The sequence below is a fragment of the Nocardiopsis potens DSM 45234 genome, from assembly GCF_000341105.1.
GTDB lineage: Bacteria > Actinomycetota > Actinomycetes > Streptosporangiales > Streptosporangiaceae > Nocardiopsis_A > Nocardiopsis_A potens.
Genome location: NZ_ANBB01000003.1, coordinates 32,874 through 56,444 on the forward strand (window position 1 = coordinate 32,874; position 23,571 = coordinate 56,444).

General features: G+C 75.0%; 23 protein-coding genes. 21 read left to right on the forward strand and 2 right to left on the reverse strand.

Annotated features, from left to right (window positions below):
* Positions 1-95 precede the first annotated feature (95 nt).
* From hisB to hisF, 5 genes are all read left to right on the forward strand, one after another.
* The gene (gene hisB / locus D459_RS0101585) at positions 96-689 is read left to right on the forward strand and encodes an imidazoleglycerol-phosphate dehydratase HisB (protein ID WP_017591233.1); all 594 of its coding nucleotides are present in this window, start codon (positions 96-98) and stop codon (positions 687-689) included.
* A complete protein-coding gene (locus tag D459_RS36065; protein WP_017591234.1) occupies positions 689-853 on the forward strand; it encodes a hypothetical protein in 165 nt (54 codons plus the stop codon). The genes hisB and D459_RS36065 overlap by 1 nt, the downstream gene beginning before the upstream one ends.
* A gap of 50 nt (positions 854-903) precedes the next feature.
* A complete protein-coding gene (hisH, locus tag D459_RS0101595) occupies positions 904-1,539 on the forward strand; it encodes an imidazole glycerol phosphate synthase subunit HisH (protein WP_017591235.1) in 636 nt (211 codons plus the stop codon).
* 79 nt (positions 1,540-1,618) lie between these two features.
* Positions 1,619-2,359 (forward strand): bifunctional 1-(5-phosphoribosyl)-5-((5-phosphoribosylamino)methylideneamino)imidazole-4-carboxamide isomerase/phosphoribosylanthranilate isomerase PriA, encoded by a 741-nt coding sequence (priA, locus tag D459_RS0101600; RefSeq protein WP_017591236.1) that lies wholly within the window; start codon positions 1,619-1,621, stop codon positions 2,357-2,359.
* Entirely contained in the window at positions 2,356-3,129 is a 774-nt protein-coding gene (hisF, locus tag D459_RS0101605) for an imidazole glycerol phosphate synthase subunit HisF (RefSeq protein WP_017591237.1), read from the forward strand. The genes priA and hisF overlap by 4 nt, the downstream gene beginning before the upstream one ends.
* A gap of 272 nt (positions 3,130-3,401) precedes the next feature.
* On the opposite strand, the gene D459_RS0101610 is transcribed toward hisF, so the two are convergent.
* Positions 3,402-5,252, reverse strand: a complete 1,851-nt coding sequence (locus D459_RS0101610; RefSeq protein ID WP_017591238.1) for a glycosyltransferase family 4 protein — start codon at positions 5,250-5,252, stop codon at positions 3,402-3,404.
* A gap of 316 nt (positions 5,253-5,568) precedes the next feature.
* On the opposite strand from D459_RS0101610, the gene D459_RS0101615 reads away from it, so the two are divergent.
* From D459_RS0101615 to D459_RS0101625, 3 genes are all read left to right on the forward strand, one after another.
* On the forward strand, positions 5,569-6,156 hold the full coding sequence (locus tag D459_RS0101615; protein ID WP_017591239.1) for a peptidoglycan-binding domain-containing protein: 588 nt from the start codon (positions 5,569-5,571) through the stop codon (positions 6,154-6,156).
* A 425-nt stretch (positions 6,157-6,581) separates the two neighbouring features.
* Positions 6,582-8,504 (forward strand): ABC transporter ATP-binding protein, encoded by a 1,923-nt coding sequence (locus D459_RS0101620; protein ID WP_017591240.1) that lies wholly within the window; start codon positions 6,582-6,584, stop codon positions 8,502-8,504.
* Complete coding sequence (locus D459_RS0101625) at positions 8,501-10,348, forward strand: ABC transporter ATP-binding protein (RefSeq protein ID WP_017591241.1); 1,848 nt, start codon at positions 8,501-8,503, stop codon at positions 10,346-10,348. Before D459_RS0101620 ends, D459_RS0101625 begins: the two co-directional genes overlap by 4 nt.
* A gap of 79 nt (positions 10,349-10,427) precedes the next feature.
* On the opposite strand, the gene D459_RS0101630 is transcribed toward D459_RS0101625, so the two are convergent.
* Complete coding sequence (locus D459_RS0101630; RefSeq protein ID WP_017591242.1) at positions 10,428-11,417, reverse strand: hypothetical protein; 990 nt, start codon at positions 11,415-11,417, stop codon at positions 10,428-10,430.
* 175 nt (positions 11,418-11,592) lie between these two features.
* On the opposite strand from D459_RS0101630, the gene hisI reads away from it, so the two are divergent.
* The 13 genes from hisI to D459_RS35740 all read left to right on the forward strand — a co-directional run bounded on the left by hisI (position 11,593) and on the right by D459_RS35740 (position 23,427).
* Positions 11,593-11,991 (forward strand): phosphoribosyl-AMP cyclohydrolase, encoded by a 399-nt coding sequence (hisI, locus tag D459_RS0101635; protein WP_026119964.1) that lies wholly within the window; start codon positions 11,593-11,595, stop codon positions 11,989-11,991.
* The gene (locus tag D459_RS0101640; protein WP_017591244.1) at positions 11,988-12,695 is read left to right on the forward strand and encodes a Trp biosynthesis-associated membrane protein; all 708 of its coding nucleotides are present in this window, start codon (positions 11,988-11,990) and stop codon (positions 12,693-12,695) included. Before hisI ends, D459_RS0101640 begins: the two co-directional genes overlap by 4 nt.
* Positions 12,695-13,018: an HGxxPAAW family protein gene (locus tag D459_RS0101645; RefSeq protein ID WP_017591245.1), complete on the forward strand. Its 324-nt coding sequence runs from the start codon at positions 12,695-12,697 to the stop codon at positions 13,016-13,018. Before D459_RS0101640 ends, D459_RS0101645 begins: the two co-directional genes overlap by 1 nt.
* A gap of 383 nt (positions 13,019-13,401) precedes the next feature.
* Positions 13,402-13,788, forward strand: a complete 387-nt coding sequence (locus D459_RS0101650; protein ID WP_241484942.1) for a CD225/dispanin family protein — start codon at positions 13,402-13,404, stop codon at positions 13,786-13,788.
* Positions 13,789-13,913: 125 nt separating this feature from the next.
* On the forward strand, positions 13,914-14,450 hold the full coding sequence (locus D459_RS0101655) for a DUF2752 domain-containing protein (RefSeq protein WP_020380022.1): 537 nt from the start codon (positions 13,914-13,916) through the stop codon (positions 14,448-14,450).
* A 212-nt stretch (positions 14,451-14,662) separates the two neighbouring features.
* Entirely contained in the window at positions 14,663-15,469 is an 807-nt protein-coding gene (gene trpC / locus D459_RS0101660; protein ID WP_017591248.1) for an indole-3-glycerol phosphate synthase TrpC, read from the forward strand.
* Positions 15,470-15,622: 153 nt separating this feature from the next.
* On the forward strand, positions 15,623-16,861 hold the full coding sequence (trpB, locus tag D459_RS0101665) for a tryptophan synthase subunit beta (RefSeq protein ID WP_017591249.1): 1,239 nt from the start codon (positions 15,623-15,625) through the stop codon (positions 16,859-16,861).
* Positions 16,858-17,685, forward strand: coding sequence for a tryptophan synthase subunit alpha (gene trpA / locus D459_RS0101670; protein WP_017591250.1), 828 nt, complete (start codon positions 16,858-16,860; stop codon positions 17,683-17,685). The genes trpB and trpA overlap by 4 nt, the downstream gene beginning before the upstream one ends.
* Before the next feature lie 249 nt (positions 17,686-17,934).
* Positions 17,935-18,471, forward strand: a complete 537-nt coding sequence (locus tag D459_RS0101675; protein WP_017591251.1) for a MauE/DoxX family redox-associated membrane protein — start codon at positions 17,935-17,937, stop codon at positions 18,469-18,471.
* 113 nt (positions 18,472-18,584) lie between these two features.
* A complete protein-coding gene (locus D459_RS0101680; protein WP_017591252.1) occupies positions 18,585-19,643 on the forward strand; it encodes a DsbA family protein in 1,059 nt (352 codons plus the stop codon).
* 9 nt (positions 19,644-19,652) lie between these two features.
* Positions 19,653-20,900 (forward strand): prolipoprotein diacylglyceryl transferase, encoded by a 1,248-nt coding sequence (gene lgt, locus D459_RS30380; protein WP_040708855.1) that lies wholly within the window; start codon positions 19,653-19,655, stop codon positions 20,898-20,900.
* Between the two features lie 69 nt (positions 20,901-20,969).
* Entirely contained in the window at positions 20,970-22,259 is a 1,290-nt protein-coding gene (locus D459_RS0101690; protein ID WP_017591254.1) for a hypothetical protein, read from the forward strand.
* 115 nt (positions 22,260-22,374) lie between these two features.
* Entirely contained in the window at positions 22,375-23,427 is a 1,053-nt protein-coding gene (locus D459_RS35740; RefSeq protein WP_026119965.1) for a hypothetical protein, read from the forward strand.
* Positions 23,428-23,571: the final 144 nt, after the last annotated feature.

The window sequence follows — 23,571 nt, forward strand, 5'->3', positions numbered from 1 at the left end:
GCGGGACCCCGGTCCGCGCCACCCGACCCGGCCCGCCCGCGCCGGGCCGCAGCACCACCCGACCATCCCAGCCAGCACCGGAGAACCCCACCGCCATGAGCCGCACCGGCCGCATCGAACGCACCACCAAGGAGACCAAGGTCCTGGTCGAGGTCGACCTGGACGGGACCGGGGTCGCCGACGTCTCCACCGGCGTCGGCTTCTACGACCACATGCTCGACCAGCTCGCCAAGCACGGGCTGTTCGACCTGACCGTGCGGACCGAGGGCGACCTGCACATCGACGCCCACCACACGATGGAGGACACCGCGCTGGCGCTCGGCGCGGCGTTCCGCCAGGCGCTCGGCGACAAGGCCGGCATCCGCCGCTTCGCCGACGCCAAGGTGCCGCTGGACGAGGCGCTGGCCGAGGTCACCGTGGACGTCTCCGGCCGCCCCTACCTGGTGCACACCGAGCCCGAGGGCATGGCCCCGGTGATCGGCCGCGACTACGACACCACGATGACCCGGCACATCTTCGAGTCGTTCGTCGCCCAGGCCCAGGTCGCGCTGCACGTGCACGTGCCCTACGGCCGCAACGCCCACCACATCGTGGAGTGCCAGTTCAAGGCGTTCGCGCGGGCGCTCCGCTTCGCCTGCGAGCGGGACCCCCGGGTCAGCTGGGTGCCCTCCACCAAGGGCGCCCTGTGATGCAGGACCTGTGGGCCGTACTCCTCATCGCGCTGGGCGGGCTGCTCCTCGGCGGCGCGGTCTCCACCTGGAAGAACCTCCGCCTGCTCGCGGCGGCGCTGGCGGTGTGCGCGGTGCTCGCCGTCGCCTCCGGCGTGCTGCGGCTGGGCTACTTCAGCGGCTGACGGCCCGCCGGGCCGCCGCCGCGACCGACTGAGAAAGGGCACGGTCGAACGTGCAGCCACGAGTCGCCATCCTGGACTACGGCTCCGGAAACCTCCGCTCCGCGCAGCGCGCCCTGGAGCGCACCGGCGCCGCCGTGGAGGTCACCTCCGACCCGCACGCCGCCCTGGACGCCGACGGCCTGGTCGTCCCGGGCGTCGGCGCCTTCGCCGCCTGCATGGCGGGCCTGCGCGGCGTCGGCGGCGAGCGGATCATCGGCAAGCGCCTGGCCGGCGGCCGCCCGGTGCTGGGCATCTGCGTCGGCATGCAGGTGCTCTTCGAGCGCGGCGTCGAGCACGGCACCACCACCGAGGGCTGCGGCGAGTGGCCCGGCACCGTGGAGCGCCTGCGCGCCCCGGTCGTCCCGCACATGGGCTGGAACACCGTGGAGGCGCCCGCCGGCAGCCGCCTCTTCGACGGCGTCGACCCGCAGGAGCGCTTCTACTTCGTGCACTCCTACGGCGTGCTCGACTGGGAGCTGGAGGCCACCTCCCCGCACATCGCGGCGCCGCTGGTCACCTACGCGGTGCACGGCGAGCCGTTCGTCGCCGCGGTGGAGAACGGCCCGCTGTCGGCCACCCAGTTCCACCCGGAGAAGTCCGGCGACGCCGGCGCCCGGGTGCTCGCCAACTGGGTCCGCACGCTGTAGCACCCGCCCCTCCCCGCACCGGGGGAGGGGCCGCCCCGAACCGCCCCACCCGACCCGGAAGGCAAGGTCACCGAAAGCGATGTCCTCCACCCTCGAACTGCTGCCCGCCGTCGACGTCGCCGGCGGCCAGGCCGTCCAGCTCGTCCAGGGCAAGGCCGGCTCCGGCGGCCGGTACGGCGACCCGCTGCAGGCCGCTCTGGCCTGGCAGAACGACGGCGCGGAATGGATCCACCTGGTCGACCTGGACGCCGCCTTCGGCCGCGGGAACAACCGCGAGCTGCTCACCGGCATCGTCGGCCGGCTCGACGTCAAGGTGGAGCTGTCCGGCGGCATCCGCGACGACGAGTCGCTGGCGGCCGCGCTGGCCACCGGGTGCACCCGGGTCAACATCGGCACCGCCGCGCTGGAGGACCCGGAGTGGTGCGCCGAGATCATCGCCGAGCACGGCGACCGGATCGCCATCGGCCTGGACGTGCGCGGCACCACCCTCGCCGCGCGCGGCTGGACCCGCGACGGCGGCGACCTGATGACCACCCTGGAGCGGCTGGAGTCCGAGGGCTGCGCCCGCTACGTCGTCACCGACGTCAACAAGGACGGCACCCTCAAGGGCCCCAACCTGGACCTGCTGCGCACCGTGTGCGCGCACACCGACCGGCCGGTGGTGGCCAGCGGCGGCGTGTCCTGCCTGGACGACCTGCGCGCCATCGCCGGCCTGGTGCCCGACGGCGTCGAGGGCGCCATCATGGGCACCGCGCTGTACGAGGGCGCGTTCACCCTGCCCGAGGCGCTGGCCGCGGTCGGAGAGGCGGGCCGGGCGTGAGCATCGCGGTCCGCGTCATCCCCTGCCTGGACGTCGACGCCGGCCGGGTGGTCAAGGGCGTCAACTTCCAGAACCTCCGGGACGCCGGCGACCCGGTCGAGCTGGCCGCCCGCTACGACGCCGAAGGCGCCGACGAACTCACCTTCCTCGACGTCACCGCCTCCAGCGGCGACCGGGAGACCACCTACGACGTGGTGCGCCGCACCGCCGAGCAGGTGTTCATCCCGCTCACCGTCGGCGGCGGGGTGCGCACCCCCGAGGACGTCGACCGGCTGCTCCGAGCCGGCGCGGACAAGGTCGGGGTGAACACCGCCGCGATCGCCCGCCCCGAACTCATCCGGGAGATCGCCGAGCGCTTCGGCAACCAGGTGCTGGTGCTCTCCGCCGACGTCCGGCGGACCGCCGAGGGCTGCGAGCCCACCCCCAGCGGCTTCGAGGTCACCACGCACGGCGGGCGCCGCGGCACCGGCATCGACGCGGTGGAGTGGGTGCAGCGCGCCGCGGAGCTCGGCGCCGGCGAGATCCTGCTCAACTCGATGGACGCGGACGGCACCAAGGCCGGGTTCGACCTGGAGCTGATCCGGGCCGCCCGCGCGGTCGTCGACGTCCCGCTGATCGCCAGCGGCGGCGCCGGCGAGGTCGGCCACTTCCCCCCGGCGGTCGAGGCCGGCGCCGACGCGGTCCTGGCCGCCTCGGTCTTCCACTTCCGCGACTTCACCATCGCCGACGTCAAGGCCGAACTCGCCCGGCACGGCACCCCGGTCCGCTGACCCGCGCCACGCTGCGGCCCCGGTAGGGCCTTCTCCCCGGCCACAACCCCAAGATCACCGGAGGAGCACGGGCGTCCCGCGGTGCGGCGCTGCCTTGTTGAGCTCCGGCTTGTCATCTTTGCCCGGCCCGCGGAAGCGGGAACCTCCTAGCGAGTGAAAAGGGGGCCGGGAAAAGACGACAACCCTGAGCTCAACGGGGTGGGTGCGGGGCTGAGGTCGGCGGGGTGGGTGCGGGGCCGGGGCCGGCGGGGCGATCCGGGCCGGCCCCGTGTTCAGCGCGCCAGGCGGGTGTAGAGGTCGCGGTAGACCGCGGCCACCCGGGGCCAGGTGCGGCGCTCGGCGACCTCGGTGCGGCCCGCGGCGGCCAGGTCCGCGCGGAGGCCGGCGTCCTCGCGGAGCCGCTGCAGCGCGTCGGCCAGCGGCCCGGGCTCGCCCGGCGGCACCATCAGCCCGGCCCCGCCGCCGCAGAGCAGCTCGCGCAGCGCGGGCAGGTCGCTGGCGACCACCGGCGTGCCCAGGGCCATCGCCTCCACCGGCTTCAGCGGCGTCACCAGCCGGCAGACCCGCTCGTCGGACCGGGGGACCACGAGCACGTCCAGCGCCGCCTGGGCGCGCAGCGCCTCGTCCCGGTCCACCCGGCCGGGCAGCACGCACAGCTCGGACAGGCCCAGCTCGCGCACCGCCGCCTCCACCTCCGGCCGCGCCCTGCCGTCCCCCACCAGCAGCAGGTGGGCCGGGACGCCCCGGTCGCGGAGGAGCGCCACCGCCCGCACCAGGGTGGTGAAGCCCTCGTAGCCGACGATGCTGGAGACCGAGCCCACCACGAAGTCGCCGGCCTCCAGGCCGTGTGCGCAGCGGAACGCGTCCCCGTCGGGGCGGGCGTCCAGCAGCGCGGGGTCCACCGCGTTGGGCGCCAGCACGATCCGGTCCTCGTCGGCGCCGCGCGCCACCAGCTCGGCCCGCATCGTCTCGGACAGCGTCACCACCGCGTCGGCCGCGCGGACCAGCGCCGACTCGCGCTCCACGATGAGCCGGTGCCGCTCGCCGCCGCGCGCCGCCTCCCCGGCCGCCGACAGCCAGGTCTCCTCCAGGAACCCGCGCACCTCATAGACCACGGGCAGCCCCAGCCGCGCCCCGGCGGCCACCGCGATCGAGCCGTTGCGGTGGTCGGTCGCGGCGTGCAGCACCGACGGCCGCAGCTCGCGGGCGAGCGCGCACACCGCGTCGGCGCCCGCGTCGATCTGCCCGGCCAGCCCGCCCGGCAGCTCCCGGCCCGGGTGCACCCGGTGGTAGCCGATGCCGTCCAGCTCGTAGCGGCCGGGGGTCCCCGGCGGGGCGTCCAGCGGCCACCCGGGGAAGGCCACCACGCTCGGGTCGAGCCCGGCGTCGCGCTGCGCGGTGACGATCCGGTGCGTGCGCACCGTGTACCCGGCCGAGGTCTTCGGCAGCGCGTTGGAGACCACGTGCAGCACCCGCCCGGGGACCGCGTTCAGCGGCGGGTCCTCCCGCGGGGGGAGCCCCGGCAGCGGGCCGAGCGCGCGCCGCTCCCCGCGCAGCCGCTCGTACAGCAGCGCGGCGGTGCCGTGGCCGCCGGTGAACGGGCGCACCTCGGCCTCGGCCTCGGCCATCCTGCCCTGGTCGAACAGGAGCCGGGCGCGGCGCACCCCGACCGCGCCGCCCAGCGACACCGCGTAGGGCGGGGGCAGCGGGGGGAGGGCGCGCAGCGCCGACTCGGTCATCCGCGGCCGCTCCGCGGCGGACAGCACCGCGGCGATCCGGCGCGCCGAGCGCAGCCCGCGCCGGGTCGGCTCGCCCGCCTCCCCGGTCAGCCCGGGCATCCGGCGCCGGGCCTCGTCCACCTCCTCGCCGGCCGCGAGCAGCAGCAGGGCCAGCGCGGGGCGGCGGGGCCGCCGGTCGGGCGGCGCGTCCGGGCCGCCCTCCGGGTCGGCGAACCGGCGCACCCGCTCGGCCAGCCCGGGGGAGAGGCGGCGGGCGGCCCGCAGCCCGGCCCGGGCGGCGCCGTCCCGGATCCGGTCGGCGACCGAAGGGGCCGCCGCGGCCTGCGCGGGCGCCGCCTCGGTTGCGGGGCGGCCGGTCTGGGTGGGGGAGCGTCGGTCGGGCACCCTGCCGAGTCTGCTCCCACCTCCGCCCGGGCGGGACCCCGCACCCGCCTTCCTCCCGGTGAATTCCCCGGACCGAACGCCCGCGTTCACCGGCGGTTCGCCGAGTGTCGCCGCGCGGACGCGCAGCGCGGCGCCCGGGTTCACCGGCCGCAGGGAAAGTGATCCCGGTCAGAAGGGGACGGGGTGTTTAACGCGGAGGGCTGAACTCCCGGCATGGGCGGGGCGTCCCCTTTATGACCATGCGGACCACCGCATGGGCGACCGCGCGGACGACCGTCCGGCGCGGTCGGGACCGGGGAGAACGGGGGAGAACACCATGTCCGTGACGAGCAGGGCGACGGCCGTACTGGCTTCGGGCGCACTGGCGCTGTCGGTCGGCCTCAGCGGGGCGCCGGCGGCACTGGCCGACGGCCCGAACACGCCGCCCGGGGTGAAGGCCGAGGTGGAGGCCTGCGCCTGGCCGGAGTACGAGAAGGGCGACCGGGCCTGGCAGGTGTCGTTCGCCAGGTACCTGCTGAGCGCCTACGGCCACGACCCCGGCGGCCACGGGGCGCACTTCGACGGGAAGCTGGCGAAGGCGCTGAAGAAGTACCAGAAGAAGCGCGACATCCCGAGCACGGGCCGGCTCGACACCGAGACCTGGGCCGCGCTGCGCGCCGGCTTCGGCCTGGCCAAGCAGGGCGACCAGGGGTACAAGGTCAAGGCGGTGCAGAAGGCGCTGCAGTCCTACGGGTACGAGACCCGGGCCGCCTCCGACCCGGACGGCATCTTCGGCCCGAAGACGAAGAAGGCCGTGATCGCGTTCCAGAAGAAGGTCGGCATCGACGCGGACGGCATCGTCGGCACCATCACCTTCCGCGCGCTGGTCACCGGATCCACCTGCCACCGGCTCGGACTGGTCTGAGCGGGCCCGGCGGCACGGCGGGAGGGCCGGCACCTCGATCCGGGGGTGCCGGCCCTCCGCCGCGCGCCCCGGCCCCGCGACGGCGGACCCGGTGCCCCGGCCCCGCCGGCGCGCTCCGGCGGGGCCGCGGCGCCGGGATCACCGGGGGGGCGGCCGTCCGGGCGGCCGGGCGGTGAACCTCCGCCCAGCAGGGAAGATTCCCGGAAGGGCGGTATGCCGCGGACCGGGGGGACCCGTTGTGATCAGGGAGGAATAGTCCACCGTGCCCGGGTGCTGAATAAAGCGCTGTCCCGGTGCCGCGCAGCGCAGTAGGTTGATCGAGCACATGCCGTCCTCGACCCGGATGGCATGTGCTTTTTCGGGCGTACACCGCCGCCGGGGCGACCGATGATCCGACCGCTCAGCGCGACACGACAGGGGGCCGCATGCCGCAGGACAGTCCTGACGACGCCGGGGCAGGGGGACCGGACAGGAACCGGAAGGTCTTCCTGCGCGGTCTGAAGGTGCTGTGGGTCGCGATGCGCGGCGAACCCGCGGTGTTCGGCGTCGCCGTCTTCGGCGCCTCCCTGCACGCCGCGATCACCGTGGCCTCCTCCTGGGTGCTGGGCCGCGTCACCGACCAGGTGATCCTGCCGGCGTTCGCCGACGGGCGCACCACCGCCGCCGCGCTCACCGCGGCCGCCGCCGCGATGCTCGCCGTCGGCCTGCTCAAGGCGATCGGCCTCGCCCTGCGCCGCCTCTACGCCGGCCTCATGCAGTTCCGCATGCAGGCCCGCTACCGCCGCGCGGTCGCCCGCAAGTACCTCAAGCTGCCGCTCTCCTGGCACCACCGCCACCCCACCGGGCAGCTGCTGTCCAACGCCAACGCCGACGTCGAGGCCGCCTGGCAGCCGCTGGCTCCGCTGCCGATGGTGGTCGGCAGCCTGTTCATGCTGCTGATCGCCGCGGTCGCGATGCTCGTCACCGACCCGGTGCTGGCCCTGGTCGGCTTCGTCGTCTTCCCGCTGCTGTTCGCGATCAACGTCGTCTTCCAGCGCAAGGTCTCCCCGGTGGCCACCCGCGCCCAGGCGCTGCGCGCCCAGGTCAGCGAAGTGGCGCACGAATCCTTCGACGGCGCCCTGGTGGTCAAGACCCTCGGCCGGGAGGACACCGAGACCGAGCGGTTCACCGCCGCCGCGCACCGCCTCCGCGACGCCCAGATCCGGGTCGGCCGGATGCGCGGCATGTTCGACCCCGTCATGGAGGCCCTGCCCAACCTGGGCGTGCTCGCCGTGCTGCTGGTCGGCATGTGGCGGCTGTCCACCGGCGCGATCGACCCCGGCGAACTGGTCCAGATGGCCTACCTGTTCACCCTGCTCTCGCTGCCCATCCGCTCCTTCGGCTGGCTCCTGGGCGACCTGCCGCGCAGCGTCGTCGGCTGGGACCGGGTGCAGGCCGTCCTCGCCGCGGAGGGCGCCATGCCGCACGGCGACGGCGCCCTGGCCGGCGGCGGCGGCATCCGGGTCGCCACCGAAGGCCTCTCCTTCTCCTACGAGGACGGCTACACCGCCGACGGCGCCGGAACCGACCTGGCCGACGCCCCCGGGCCCGCCGGCGAGCGCGCCCGCACCACCGTGCTGCACGACGTCGACCTGGAGATCGCCCCCGGCCGCACCGTCGCCCTCGTCGGCCCCACCGGCTCCGGCAAGTCCACCCTGACCACCCTGCTGATGCGGCTGGTCGACCCGGACACCGGCACCGTCCGCTACGACGGCGCGGACGTGCGCGCCCTCGCCAAGGGCGCGATCTCCGGCGCCGCCGCCCTCGTCCCGCAGACCGCCTTCGTCTTCGAGGACACCATCCGGGACAACATCGCGCTCGGCGCCGACGTCTCCGACGACGACGTGTGGGCCGCGCTGCGGCTCGCCCGCGCCGACTCCTTCGTCGCCGCCCTCCCGGCCGGCCTGGACACCCGGCTCGGCGAGCGCGGCACCAGCCTCTCCGGCGGCCAGCGGCAGCGCCTCGCCCTGGCCCGGGCCGTGGTCCGCCGCCCCCGGCTGCTCATCCTCGACGACGCCACCTCCGCGGTCGACCCCCAGGTCGAAGCGGAGATCCTGGCCGGGCTCCGGGACACCGACCTGGCCGCGACCGTGGTCGTGGTCGCCTACCGCAGGGCCACCATCGAACTCGCCGACGAGGTGGTCTTCCTGGACCGCGGCACCGTCACCGACCGCGGCACCCACGCCGAGCTGCTCGCCCGCTCGCCCGGCTACGAGCGCCTGGTGACCGCCTACGAGCGGGCCGCCGCCGAACGCGCCGCCGCCGCGCAGACCGAGACCTTCGCCGAGACCGAGGAGACCGCCCGATGACCGCCCCGTCCACCACCCGGCAGGGGCGCCCCGCCCGCGACGGCGGCGGGGACGGTCCGCGCGGCACCGCACCCGCCCTGCACCGCTCCACCGACTCCGCGATCGGCACCATCCGGCGCGGCCTGGAGCTCTCCCCGGAGTTCACCCGGGGCCTGGGCTGGACCCTGCTGTTCGCGGTGGTCGCCACCGCCGGCAAGGTGGTCGTGCCGCTGGCCGTCCAGCAGATCATCGACAACGGCGTCGGCACCGGCGGCAGCGGCCCCGACATGCGGTTCGTCGCCACCGCCGTGGGGCTGTGCACCGCGGCGCTGGCCGTCACCGCGGTCTGCTCCTACCTGATGAACGTGCGGCTCTACCGGGCCACCGAATCCGGCCTGGCCACCCTGCGCCGCAAGGCGTTCCGGCACGTCCACGACCTGTCCGTGCTGACCCAGAACAGCGAGCGCAAGGGCGCCCTGGTCTCCCGGGTCACCGCCGACGTCGACCAGATCAGCACCTTCATGCAGTGGGGCGGCCTGCTGCTCATCGTCAGCTCCGGCCAGCTGGTCATCGCCACCGTGCTGATGGCGGTCTACTCCTGGCAGCTCACCCTGGTGGTGTGGATCTGCTTCCTGCCGCTGCTCTACGGCGCGCGCTGGCTGCAGGGCCTGCTCTCCAAGGCCTACCTCAAGGTGCGCGAGCGCACCGGCGACATGCTCGGCGCGATCGGGGAGACCGTCACCGGCGCCGCCGTCATCCGCGCCTACGGCACCGAGGAGCGCACCGCCCGCCGCATCGACGAGACCGTGCTCGCCAACCGCGCCGCCCAGGTCAGGGCGCAGCGGCTGTCCATGGCGGTCTCCCCGTTCGCCGAGATGATCGCCGCCGTCGGCAACGCCGCGGTGATCGTGGTCGGCGTGCTGCTGGGCGTCGGCGGCCAGCTCACCCCCGGCGAGCTCGTCGCCTTCCTCTTCCTGGTCACCCTGTTCATCCAGCCGATGATGATGGCCACCGAGATCTTCAACGAGGCGCAGAACGCCATCGCCGGCTGGCGCCGGGTGCTGGGCGTGCTGGACACCGTCCCGGACATCGCCGACCCCGGCGAGGCCGGCCGGGAGCTGCCGCGCGGACCGGTCGAGGTCCGCTTCGAGGACGTCCGCTACTCCTACCCCGAGGGGCCGGTGGTGCTGGACGGCATCGACGAGGAGATCGCCCCCGGCACCCGGCTCGCCGTGGTCGGCGAGACCGGCTCGGGCAAGACCACCTTCGTCAAGCTGCTCACCCGGCTGATGGACCCCGACTCCGGCCGGGTCCGGCTGGACGGCGCGGACCTGCGCGAGGTCGCCTTCTCCTCGCTCCGCCGCCGCGTGGTGATGGTCCCCCAGGAGGGGTTCCTCTTCGACAGCTCGCTCGGCGACAACATCCGGTTCGCCCGCCCCGAGGCCACCGACGCCGAGCTGGAGGCCGCCATCGCCGAACTCGGCCTGCAGGAGTGGCTCGCCGGCCTCGCGCACGGCCTGGACACCCCGGTCGGGCAGCGGGGCGAGTCGCTGTCGGCCGGCGAGCGCCAGCTCGTCGCCCTGGTCCGCGCCTACGTCGCCGACCCCGACCTGCTCGTCCTGGACGAGGCCACCTCGGCCGTCGACCCGCACACCGAGGTCCGCATCCAGCGGGCCCTGGACCGGCTCACCCGCGGCCGCACCTCGGTGGCGATCGCCCACCGGCTGTCCACCGCCGAGGCCGCCGACGAGGTGCTGGTCTTCGACGCCGGGCGGATCGTCCAGCGCGGCCCGCACTCCCGCCTGGTCGCCGAACCGGGCGTCTACGCCGACCTGTACGCCTCCTGGGTCCGCAGCTCAGCCTGACCCGGCCCGCCGGTGACCGGGGCCCGCCGGAGCGCTCCGGCGGGCCCCGGTCACCGGGGGAGGGGGCGCCCCCGGCCGGTCAGCGCCCGCGGGCGGCCCACCAGTGCGCGGCCAGGACCTCCGCGACCAGCGGCTCGGTCAGCAGCGCCACGTCGGGGTCGGTGTCGCCGAGGTAGCGCACCGCCTCGGCGGCGCCGTCCACCGGGCGGCCCACCGACACGAACCGCCCGCGCAGCTGCAGCAGGTGCTCGGCGAACCGGTCGTCGTAGTGCGACCCGGCGAACAGCACCGCCCGGTAGTCGGAGACCGCCGCCAGGTGCCGGCCGGTGTGCGACCACTCCGCCGTCTCATAGGCCGAGGAGGCCAGCACCGGGCCCTGCCGCAGCACCAGCGCGGCCTGCTCCGCCGACGCGAGGCGCCCGGCCGGCGCCACCATGTGCACCGCGCCGGAGTCGCAGGCCAGCGCCGCGGCGGCCGCGGGCACCCAGGACCGGACGCCCTCCAGCAGCTGCGCGCAGGCGTTCGCGGCCCGGCGCAGCGTCGGCGCCAGCGCCGCCGAGCTCCCCAGCGGCGGGGCGCCCAGCCGGTACCCCAGGTGCAGCAGGAGCGCCAGCGCCAGCTGGTGGCCGCGGCAGGTCAGCCCGCTCTTCTCCCGCTCCGCCCCCAGCGGCGCCAGTACGTCGGCGTAGCGGGCCGCGGGCGAGGCCGGGTCGTCGGTCACCACGATGATCGCCGACGCGCCCACGTAGCGGTCGAGCGCGGTGCACAGCTCCCGCCGCCCCCCGCCGACGTCCACCGCCACCACCAGCGTCGCCGGGCCCGGCGGCAGGGCCGCCTCGGCCGAGGGGAACTCCGCCACCGCGCCCAGCCCGGCCAGGCGCATCCGGAACGCCGCCGCGGCGCACGCCTGGCGCGCCGAACCGGTGCCCAGCAGCAGGATCCCCGCGGGCTCGTCCTCCACCAGGGCCGGCAGCGCCGCGAACGGGTCGTGGCGCTCCAGGCGGTCGGCGAGCGCGTTCAGCGCGGCGGGCTTGCCCGCGAGATCGGCGGAGAGCAGCTGGGCGGTCACGGAACTCCTTCGTCGGGCGGCGGCATCGACCCGACGATACTCAGCCCGGCGGACCGGCGCCGACGCCCGCCGCACCCGGGCCCCGCGCCGGCTATGGCCATTCTCACCGCCCCCGCCCGCGCGCGGGGGGGCGACCCGGCGGAACGCCGCCGGAGAGCGGCCATAGGCTGTGACCATGAGCGGCCGCCCACCCACCGAGGAAGCGGCGAGCGGCACCGGGCTGGACCCCGGCATCGCCGCCCGCCTCAAGCGCAACCCCGACGGCCTCGTGCCGGCCGTGGTCCAGCAGCACGACACCGGCGAGGTGCTGATGCTGGCCTGGATGGACGACGAGGCCCTCGCCCGCACCCTGCGCACCCGCGCCGGCACCTACTGGTCCCGCAGCCGCGGCGAGTACTGGGTCAAGGGCGCCACCTCCGGAAACGTGCAGCGGGTCGTCTCCGTCGCCCTCGACTGCGACGGGGACACCCTGCTGGTCAAGGTCGACCAGGCCGGCGGCGCCTGCCACACCGGCGACCGGACCTGCTTCGACGCCGACCCGCTGCCGCTGGACGGCCCCGGGGGGCCGCGGTGACCGGGGCGGCCCGCGCGCCCCGGCGCGAGTACGCGGTCACCGTGCTCGCCGCGGCCGCCGGCGCGGCCGGCCTGATCGCCGCCACCGGGCAGACCTGGGCCGAGGGCACCGTCGCCATGCCCGGGCCGGTCGCCGACGTCCCCGTCCGCCTCACCGGAACCGGGCTGGCCCCGGCCGCCGCGGCCCTGGGCTGGGCCGGGCTGGCCGCGCTCGCCGCGGTCGCCGCCACCGCCGGGCGCGCCCGGATCGCCGTCGGTGCGCTCATGGCGCTCTTCGGCGGCTCCGCGCTGGCCGTGCTGTGGACCGCGACCCGCCCCGGCCGGCTCGCCGCCGCCGTCGCCGAGCAGGCCGCGGCCGCCGGCGACGCCGCGGCCCCGCACCCGCTGTGGACCTGGCCCGCGGTGGCGGCGGCCGGCGCCGCGCTGCTCGCCGCCGCGGGCGCCGCGACCGCGCTGCGGGGCCCGTCATGGCCCGGAATGAGCAGCAGGTACGATCGCCACAGCGCCCCCGAGAGGGGGCCGCGCAGCGGCCCGGCCGACCCCGCGGACCTGTGGAAGTCGCTCGACGGCGGCGACGACCCCACCCTGGACCCCGCGCCCGGAGCGGCCGGACCCGCCGCCGGCCGGGGGCCCACCGACCCTGAAACAGCAGAGCACGACCGCGCCCGCGTCACGGGCGCCCAGGCAGCACAGAAGGAGCCCTGATGGCCGACGCACACCACGAGGAGCACGAGGACCACGGCAACACCGTCGCCGCGTGGTTCCTCACCATCTCCTGGATCGTGGCCTGGTCCGTTGCGGCCGTGGGCATCATGATCGGCGGGGACATGGCCACCTGGACCGGCATCGCGCTGGGGGCCAGCGTCGTCCTCGCCGTGATCGCCGGCGTGATGAAGAAGGCCGGCCTCGGCCGCAAGGAGCCCCGCCCGGTCCCGCCGACCCGCGAGGAGTGGGAGGCCTCCCGCGCCTCTTCCACCGAGGCCGGCGCCGAGAAGAAGGGCGAGCCCGCCCCGGCCGGAGCCAAGTAGCCTCCGGGCCGCCCCGGACGCCGCCCGGAGACCCCGCCGGGATCGTCCGGAAAAAGGCGGAACCGAACCGCGCCGCAGAGCGTCAGAACGGTCTGCGACGCGGTTTTTTCGTGCCGAGAGCACGAGGATGCACGCAGACGGCCGCATATCTGGCATGATGCTGTCCGTTCTGCGGCGCATTGAGGCGAGCCGCCCCCGGCCCTGAAAACCGCTGGCTCCCGAGCCGCCCCCGCCGCTGTGCGGCGCCGCGCTCTTTCATTGCCGTCTTCAGAAAGTTGCACGCTCCCATGAGCTACGGACCTCCCCCCGGCCCCCCCGGACCTCCCCCCGGCGGCGGCTACGGCCCCCCGCCCGGCGGCCAGCCGATGGGCGAGAAGCCCGACGTGGGCATCGCCGGTGTCATCTTCTCCCTGCTCTGCTGCTGGCCGCTGGGCATCCCGGCGCTGATCTTCCAGCTGAAGATCGACAGCCAGTGGAACCAGGGCGACTACCAGGGCGCCCAGGAGTCCGCGGACAAGGCGAAGAAGTTCCGCAACATCGCCTTCATCCTGGGCAGCATCTCCCTGGTCATCAGCGGCATCATCACCGTGGTCAACATGTTCCTCGCGGCCGCCGCGGTCGAGGAGGCCAACCAGGACCTCCAGGAGATCGAGGAGAGCTACGGCGACTACAGCGAGTACGACACCGAGGACCTCGACCAGATGAACGAGGACCTCGACCAGCTCAACGAGGACCTCGAGCAGGACCTCGAGGAGCTGGAGAACTACTGATCGGGAACCGCGCCCGGTCGACGCGGCGCCGCACACCCGGTGTGCGGCGCCGCATGCTTTCCCGCTCCGGCGCCGCGGCCCGCCCCGGCCCCCCGGACCCGAGACCCTGACCTAAGGTGGAGGCCGTGGAAGAGACGGCGAACAGAACCGAACAGCACCCCCGGCAGGACGCCCCCGCGGCGCCGTTCTCGCGCACCCGGGCGCTCATCGGCCGGGTGCACCCCGGCACCTGGCCGATCCTGCTCGGCGCCGCCGGCCTGGCCGGGACGGTCATGGTGCACTTCGTCGACCCCAACGAGCCGGGCCACTACCCCACCTGCCCCTGGCTCACCATCACCGGGACCTGGTGCCCCGGCTGCGGCACCATGCGCGCCGTGCACGCGCTGAGCAACTTCGACATCGCCGGCGCCCTGGAGATGAACGTCTTCCTCGTCGCGATGCTGCCCTACCTGCTCTACCACTACGCCACCTGGCTCTACCGCTCCTTCCGCCCGAGCACCCGGCCGCCCCGGCCGTGGACCCGCGGGCGCCGCATCCTCAACGCGGCCTGGCTCTGGTTCCTGCTCATCGGGATCATCGCCTTCTGGGTCCTGCGCAACACCCCGATCGGGCTCTTCCTCGCGCCCGGCGGAGAACCGGCCGTTTCGCCCCTGTCCGGCTAGGAACGCGGGCCGGGCGGCCGCGGAACCCGGCCGCGGAACCGCAGGGCGGTGGCCGCCCCGCGGCCCGGGGTGGATACGATCGGACGCAACCGGGGACTCCGCTGCAGCCCGGCGCCGACCGGCCTGCGCGAGCGCCCCGCGACCGCCCTGAGCCGCGGGCGGCAGGGCGCACCGGCGCCGCGACCACGACTACCTGGAGGGGGCAGGCCCACGTGAGCGTGCTCGACGAGATCCTCGACGGGGTGCGCGAAGACCTCGCCGCACGGCAGGCGGCCACGCCGCTGGAGAGCCTGAAGGAGAAGGCGGAGTCCGTCCCCCGGCCGCAGGACGTCGCCGCGGCCCTGCGTCGCCCCGGCGTCCAGGTCATCGCCGAGGTGAAGCGGGCCAGCCCGTCCAAGGGCGCCCTGTCCGCCATCGCCGACCCGGCGGCGCTCGCCCGCGACTACGCCGACGGCGGCGCCGCCCTGATCAGCGTGCTGACCGAGCGCCGCCGGTTCGCCGGCAGCCTGGAGGACCTGGCCGCGGTGCGCGCCGCCGTCCCCACCCCGCTGCTCCGCAAGGACTTCGTGGTCAGCTCCTACCAGCTCTGGGAGGCGCTGGTGCACGGCGCCGACGCCGTGCTGCTCATCGTCGCCGCCCTGGAGCAGGACGCCCTCGTCTCGCTGGTGGAGCGCGCCGAATCGCTCGGCCTGACCCCGCTGGTCGAGGTGCACACCGAGGCCGAGGTGGAGCGCGCGGTGGCCGCCGGCGCCACCGTCATCGGCGTCAACGCCCGCGACCTGACCACCCTCAAGGTCGACCGGGGCACCTTCGCCCGGGTCGCCCCCGCCATCCCCGACTCCGCGGTCAAGATCGCCGAGTCCGGCGTGCGCGGCCCGCACGACCTGCTCGCCTACGCCGGCTCCGGCGCCGACGCGGTCCTCGTGGGTGAGAGCCTGGTCATCGGGCGCCATCCGCGCACCGCCGTCGCCGACCTGGTCACCGCGGGCGCGCACCCGGCGCTGCGGGACCGGCGCTGAGGCGGGTGGAGGAACCGATGCGGCCGCCGGAGCGGGCGGGGTGGGGCCGGCGCAGGCGATGGCCCTAGGGAGTCCGCGCCCGCGGCCTCCCGCCACCGATCCGCCCACGACAGGAACACGGCTCGGCCGGGCCGACCCGGCCAGGAGAACGACATGACAACCGCATCCGACCGCCCCGAGGCGGCGCCGGCGCAGCCCGACGCCCTCGGGCACTTCGGCCGCTACGGCGGCCGCTTCGCCCCCGAGGCGCTCGTCGCCGCCCTGGACGAGGTCGCCGAGGCCTGGGAGAAGGCCCGCGCCGACGCCGCCTTCCAGCAGGAGCTCGCCGACCTGCTGCGCGACTACACCGGGCGGCCCAGCCCGCTCACCGAGGCCCGCAACTTCGCCGAGCACGCCGGCGGCGCCCGCATCCTGCTCAAGCGCGAGGACCTCAACCACACCGGCTCGCACAAGATCAACAACGTGCTGGGCCAGGCGCTGCTCACCAAGCGGATGGGCAAGACCCGGGTGATCGCCGAGACCGGCGCCGGGCAGCACGGCGTGGCCACCGCCACCGCCTGCGCCCTGCTCGGCCTGGAGTGCGTCATCTACATGGGCGAGGAGGACACCCGCCGGCAGGCGCTCAACGTCGCCCGGATGCGCATGCTCGGCGCCGAGGTCGTCCCGGTCACCATCGGCAGCCGCACCCTCAAGGACGCGATCAACGAGGCGTTCCGCGACTGGGTGGCCAACGTCGACCGCACGCACTACCTGTTCGGCACCGTCGCCGGACCGCACCCCTTCCCGGCGCTCGTCCGCGACCTGCACTTCGTGGTCGGCGCCGAGGCCCGCGAGCAGGTCCTCCAGCGCACCGGCCGGCTCCCCGACGCGGTCGCGGCCTGCGTGGGCGGCGGCTCCAACGCGATGGCGATCTTCGCCGCCTTCATCCCCGACGCCGACGTGGCGCTGTACGGCTTCGAGGCCGGCGGCGACGGGGCCGAGACCGGCCGCACCGCCGCCTCCATCACCGCCGGATCCCCCGGCGTGTTCCACGGCGCCCGCACCTACGTCCTGCAGGACGAGCACGGCCAGACCCTGCCCAGCCACTCCATCTCCGCCGGACTGGACTATCCCGCCGTCGGCCCCGAGCACGCCCACCTCGCCGACACCGGCCGGGCCCGCTACGAGCCGGTCACCGACGCCGAGGCGATGGAGGCCTTCCGGCTGCTCTGCCGCACCGAGGGCATCATCCCGGCGATCGAGAGCGCGCACGCCCTGGCCGGCGCGCGCCGGCTCGGCGAGAGGCTCGGCCCCGACGCCGTGATCCTGGTGAACCTCTCCGGGCGCGGCGACAAGGACGTGGACACCGCGGCCGCCTACTTCGGCCTCGTGGACGAGGAGGGACAGGCGTGACCACCGCACTGCAGACCAGGCTGGCCGAGACCCGCGCGGCCGGGCGCGCCGCGCTGATCGGCTACCTCCCCGCCGGCTTCCCCGACCCGGACTCCTCGGTGCGGATCATCCGCGCCATGGTGGAGGGCGGCTGCGACGTGGTCGAGGTCGGGCTGCCCTACTCCGACCCGATGATGGACGGCCCCACCATCCAGCGCGCCGCGGACACCGCGCTGGCCGCCGGGACCACCCCGGCCGACGTGCTGCGCGTGGTCCGGGCCACCGCCGACACCGGCGCCGCGGCGCTGGTGATGTCCTACTGGAACCCGATCGAGCGGTACGGCGCGGACCGGTTCGCCGCCGACCTGGCCGCCGCCGGCGGGTCCGGCGTCATCACCCCCGACCTGCTCCCCGAGGAGGCGGGGGAGTGGACCGCGGCCACCGACGCGCACGGCCTGGACCGGATCTTCCTGGTCGCGCCCTCCTCCACCGACGAGCGGCTGCGGCTGACCACCGCCGCCTCCGGCGGCTTCGTCTACGCCGCCTCGCTGATGGGGGTCACCGGCACCCGGGAGCAGGTCGCGGGCACCGCGGAGAAGCTGGTGCTGCGCACCCGCGAGGCGATCGGCGGCACCGGCCTGCCGGTCTGCGTGGGCCTGGGCATCTCCACCGGGGCGCAGGCCGCCGAGGTGGCCGGCTACGCCGACGGGGTCATCGTCGGCGCCGGGTTCTGCAAGCGGGTCCTGGACGCCCCGGACCTGGACGCGGCCTGCGCGGCGGTCCGCTCCTTCGCCGAAGAGCTCGCCGAGGGGATCCGGTCGGCGGAGAAGGCGGACCCCCGGTGAGAATCGGGTAAGATAGTCGTTTTCTTCCTGGGAAGAGGAATGCTCCGGGCGGCCGGTGGCGCTAAGGTTCGAGACGCCGCGGCGCACCGGAGGCGCGACGGGCCGGCCGGAGCGCGGCCCGAACCGCCGTGCACAGGCCGGCGGGACCGGGGGTCGCGGCGCGGTCACATAAAGTAGGCTCCGCTTCGACCCCCGGCCCGGCGGCCCGCCGCCGGCCGCCGAGCACAGTCCGCCCTCAGGGAAGTTGACATGGACTCCACCGATAACACGACCGAGACAGCGCCCGGCGGCCCCGCCGGGGACGCCCCCGCCCCGCGGTCGCGCTGGGCGGCCGTCCAGCCCTGGGTCACCCTCGCCGCCCGCGTCGCCCTGGCCGGCATCCTCGGCTACGCGGCCTACTCCAAACTGCCGGTCGCGCTCTCCATCCAGTCCGTCGAGGCCTACGACCTCTTCCCCGACCCGGTCAACGAGTTCATCGGCATCACCCTGCCGCTGCTGGAGTTCGCCCTGGCGCTGCTCCTCCTGGTCGGCCTGGCCACCAGGTACGCCGGCGCCGCCACCGGCCTGCTCATGCTGGTCTTCATCGCCGGCATCGTCTCGGCCTGGGCCCGCGGCCTCAACATCGACTGCGGGTGCTTCGGCACCGGCGGCCCGGTCGCCCCCGGGGAGACCGCCTACGGCGTCGACATCGCACGCGATATCGGCTTCCTCGCCCTAGCCGGTATCGTCATGGTCTGGCCGCGCTCGCCGCTCTCCCTCGACCGGTTCGCCGGACTCTACCGCTGAGCGGACCGGCGGCCCGGCCGCGCCCGCACGGGCCCCGGGCAGCGAGCACACCCACACGGCGCCCCGCGGCCGCGGGGCCGGCATCGAACCCGACGTAGAACGGTGAACGGCTGATGAGCAAGGCGGCGCGGCGCGAGGCCCGCGAACGGATCAAACAGCAGCGGCTCGCGGAGGAGCGCAAGCGCAAGCGGAACAAGATCCTGGTCATCGGCGCGGCGGTGGTCGTCGTCGCGCTGATCCTGGGCGGCGGCTACTTCTGGTTCGCCTCCGACCGGGACGGCGGGGACACCGAGATCGCCCTGCCCCCGCAGACCCTCCAGCAGGACGGCAGCGTGGTGCTGGCCAAGGAGGGGGCCCAGGCCCCGGTCGTCGAGGTCTACGCCGACTTCCAGTGCCCGGCCTGCAAGCAGTTCGAGACCGCGAGCGGCTCCACCCTGCAGCAGATGGCCGCCGCGGGCGAGGCCGTGGTGCACTACCGGCCGGTGAGCATCTTCGCCCTCCAGCCCGACCCGATCAGCACCAACTCGCTGCGCGGCGCCGCCGCCGCCCGGGCCGCGGCCGACGCCGGCAAGTACGTCGAGTACAACGACATCCTCTTCGAGAACCAGCCGGTCGAGGGCAGGCCCGGCTTCGCGGTCGAGGACCTCAAGAAGTGGGGCGAGGAGGCCGGCATCACCGACCCCGCCTTCGCCGAGCGGGTCGACGCCGAGGCCGCCGTCGCCGAGCGGTTCGCCAAGGAGTACGCGCCCGCCCTGGTCCAGGACGCCCAGCAGCAGATGTCCGACCAGCAGATCGGCGCCATGCCCGTCACCGACCTCATCGCCTGGGGCGACGAGAACGGCCACGACTCCTCCTTCCTGGACGACACCTACGTCCAGCAGGTCCTCCAGGCCACCACCGACGTCAACGCCCGCTACTCCGGGGCCCAGGCGTTCAGCGGCACCCCCACCGTCTACCTCAACGGCCAGAAGATGGGCGACGAGATGTACTCCGCCTCCGGCCTGCGCGACGCCGTCGCCGCGGCCGGCCCCGGCGAGGTGCAGAGCGAGCCGCTGGAGAGCGGCGACGGGGCCGAGGCCGAAGAGGACGGCGACGGCGGCGGGAAGAAGGACGGCGACGCCGCCGAGGACGAGAACGAGGACGCATCCGCATCCCCCGAGGCCAAGGAATAGCCAGCAGAGATGACCACCCCAGTGACCACCCTGCCCCAGGCGGCCGCCGAGGGGGCGGCCGGGGCCGGCCGCACCCTCGCGGCGATCCCCAGCCCGCCGATGAGCGGCATCGAGATCGGCCCCCTCACCATCCACTTCTACGCGCTGTGCATCCTGGCGGGCGTCATCGCCGCCGTCGCCTGGAGCGAGCGCCGCTGGGCCGCGATGGGAGGCGAGAAGGGCACCATCATGGACCTGGCGGTGCCCGCCGTCATCCTCGGCCTCATCGGCGGCCGGATCTACCACGTCATCACCGACTACCAGCTCTACTTCGGCGAGGGCCGGGAACCGATCCGCGCCCTGTTCATCTGGGAGGGCGGCCTCGGCATCTGGGGCGCCGTCCCGCTCGGCGCACTCGGCGTGTGGCTGGTCGCCCGGCAGCGCGGCCTGTCCATGTCCAAGCTGTCCTTCGCCATCGCGCCGGCCCTCCCGCTGGCCCAGGCCTTCGGCCGCTGGGGCAACTACTTCAACCAGGAGCTGTTCGGCGCCCCCACCGACCTGCCCTGGGCGCTGCACGTCTCCACCGACAACGGCATCCCGGCCGGCTACATCCCCGGCGCGACCACCTACCACCCCACCTTCCTCTACGAGTCGCTGTGGTGCCTCGCACTGGCGGGCCTGCTCGCCTGGCTGGGCCGGCGCTACACCGACCGGCTGGGCGGCGGGCGGCTCTTCGCGGTGTACGTCATGGGCTACTGTGTGGGGCGGTTCTGGATCGAATACCTCCGGGTGGACCCGGCCCACGACATCCTCGGCCTGCGCCTGAACAACTGGACGTCGATCCTGGTCTTCCTGCTGGCACTGGCCTACTTCGTGTGGGCCGGGCAGCGGCTGGACCGGTTCTCCACCCGGGTCGTCCCCGTCGGCAGGGAGGCGGGCACCCAGGTGTTCGACACCGACCCCGCCTCCGGCGGCCGGGACAGCGGCGACGCGGCCCCGGAACCGGAAACGGACGCCCCGGACCGGACCGGGCCCCCCTCCGGGGACTCGAACCGGGACGGCGAGCGTTCCTCCACCGGGGAGGAGAGCACCGAGGGCCGAGACCCCGACGAGGGCCGGGCCCCCGGTGAGGAGCGCTCCTCCGCCGACGGGGAGGACCCCGAGGAGGAGCCCGACGGGGCGAAGGGCGCCGAGAGCGCGGAGAGCGGCACCGAGGACGCGGAGACCACCGCGAACGGGGCCGCCGCCAAGGCTCCCGGAACCGAACGCGACGAATAGGCGCCGGCGCCGCCGCGGACAGGACGCGGGGGGACGCGGCGGCGCCGACGAGGATGAGTGAGAACCCAGGTGAGCAGATCCGACTCCGCGGGACGAGCGGGGCGCCGCCGGGCGAGCCGCGGCCGGCGCCACCGCGACGCGGCCCCCGCCGCCGGCGTCGCCTACCAGGAGGACGAGGAGCGCGGCCACGGCGGTGACCCCCGCGGCGGGGAGCCCTACCCGGACTCCTACCCGGAACGCCCCGCCGAAGAGCCCTACGGCGGCTCCTACGAGGGGTCCTACGACGACGGGCCCTACGACGGGTCCTACGACGACGGCCCCTATGACGGGCCCTACGACGGTGAACCGGAGGAGGACGGCGCCCCCGCCGAGGCGGCGCCGCTCTCCAAGGCCGAGAAGCGCGCCGAGAAGAAGCGCCGGAAGCGGGAGCAGAAGCGCGGCAAGAGCGCCGGCGGCGCCCCGCGCCGCGGCCGCCGCGCCGCGGCCGCACCCGCCGCCGCCGACCCCGTCTCCCGGTTCTCCGCCTCCGCCCTGCGCAAGGTGAGCGTCCTCGGCGACCGCCCCAACCAGGTGGTCAACAACCTCGCCGAGCAGAGCGTCCGCAAGCGCGGCACGGTCGTCCTGGGCATCCTGCTCGGCCTCTTCGGCGTGGCCCTGGTCGCCCTGCTGGGCCTCCTCGCCTACCTGCTCGTCTCCGACACGCCCATCGGCAGCGGCGACAAGCCCAGGCTGGAGATGCCCGAAGACGGCCACTCCACCCTGCTGCCCACCGTCTACCAGGGCTCCACCGAGGGGCAGGAGATCTTCGACCCCATCGCCACCCGGGCCGAGGACGCGCCGCCCCTGGACGCGGAGAAGATCTTCGGCGGCGACGCGGAGAAGCTGGAGAAGGACGACTTCACCTTCGCCCTGGAGGACTCCGAGGCCACCGACACCTGCACCCAGTGGGTCTGGGGCGAGGACCTCGGCCAGGCCCTGGTCGACGGCGGCTGCACCTCCGCCGCCCGCGGCGTCTACCAGGACGAGAAGGGCGACTACGTGGCGCAGTTCACCCTGTTCGACCTCGCCGACGCCGACTCCTCCGCCGCCGTGGCCGAGGCGCTCGACCCGCGCAACCTGGAGTCCGACCCCGGCTTCCTGGTGCCGATGCAGGAGGACACCAAGGGCCTGCACGAGGGCTACAGTCAGGCCTCCGTCCAGGTCATGGGCCACTACCTGGCGGTCTTCTGGGTCGCCCGCACCAACGGCGAGGAGCCCGACAAGGACACCTCCATGGCCACCGCGGGCGTCGTCGCGATGGACGCCGCGGTCTGGGTCTACGAGGAAGTCAGCCGCGCCAAGGACGACGGAGGCGAGTGAACCGCGGGGCCGCCCGTTCCGCGGTTCCGGCTAGGATTCACCCGCCGGGGCCCGAGGGACGCCTGCGCCCCGGTGGTCCACGTGAGCATCCCGATTCAGCGACCGAGAGGTTCCGGTGTCTTCTTCTGATTCGTCAGGCGCGGCCCCCCGGAAGGGCGGCCGGCGGAGGAAAACCGACGAGGCCGAGGGCTCCCCGGCGCCCGGTCGGCGCTCGGCGGGCTCCCGCCGCAGGCCAGACCGGAGCGGCACGGAGGACGGCGGTAAAAAGAAGCGGGGCAAGGCCCTGCCGATCCTGCTCGGCGCCCTCGGCCTGGCCGTGGTCGCGCTGGCCGTCGTGCTCGTCCTCCAGTTCACCTCCTCGGGGCCCCAGGCCCCCGCGGACGCCCGCCCCTCCTCCTACACCATCGTCTACGAGTCCGAGCGGATGAGCGAGGTCCTCGCCGACCAGGAGGTGGACTCCCGCCCGCTCGCCGAAGGCGAGATGTTCGAGCGGGACAACGAGGAGATCGAGAGCCAGGGCATCACCTTCACCCTCAAGGCCAAGTCCCTGGAGGACGACTGCTCGGCCGCGGTCTGGGGCGACGAGGCCGCCGCCGCGCTCTCCGACGCCGGCTGCACCCAGGCCGCCCGGGCCGCCTACGACTCCGAGGACTACGTCGGGGTGGCGGCCCTGTTCAACCTGCGCGACGCCGAGGCGGCCCAGGCCGTCGCCGAAGCCCTGGAGCAGCCGAAGAGCCTGGAGGACAAGGGCCCCGGGTTCATCGCCAACCCGGGCGGCGAGGACCCGCTCACCCGGCTCGGCACCGGCTACAGCCGGGCGGAGGCCTCGGTCAACGGCCACTACCTGATGGTGGCCTGGGCCCAGGACAAGTCCTCCGAGGACCCGGCCGAGCACCAGGACCTCACCTCGCCGCTGATCGCCCTCAACTCCTTCAAGGACCCGCTCTACCGCCGCCTGGGCGAGGTGGAGAGCAACATGGAGTTCCAGGGCGGCGGCCAGACCGGCACCGAAGGCGGCGCCGGGACCGGCGCGGGCACCGGAACCGGCACCGACACAGGAGCCGGAGCCGGAACCGGTACGGACACCGGGACCGGTGCGGGAGCCGGCGGAACCGGAGCCGGTGCGGGCGCGGAGACCGCCCCCGGGACCGAGCAGCCCGCCGGCTGACCCGCGGCCGGGGCCCCGCCCCGGCCGCCCGGCACATCGCCACCTCGTTCACAGCGCTACCCGCACCACGGCGCTACCTCGTTGAGCTCAACGTCATCGTGACAGCGGCAAGGGTGGGCGGTGGCGGGCGGAGCCTCGACACGA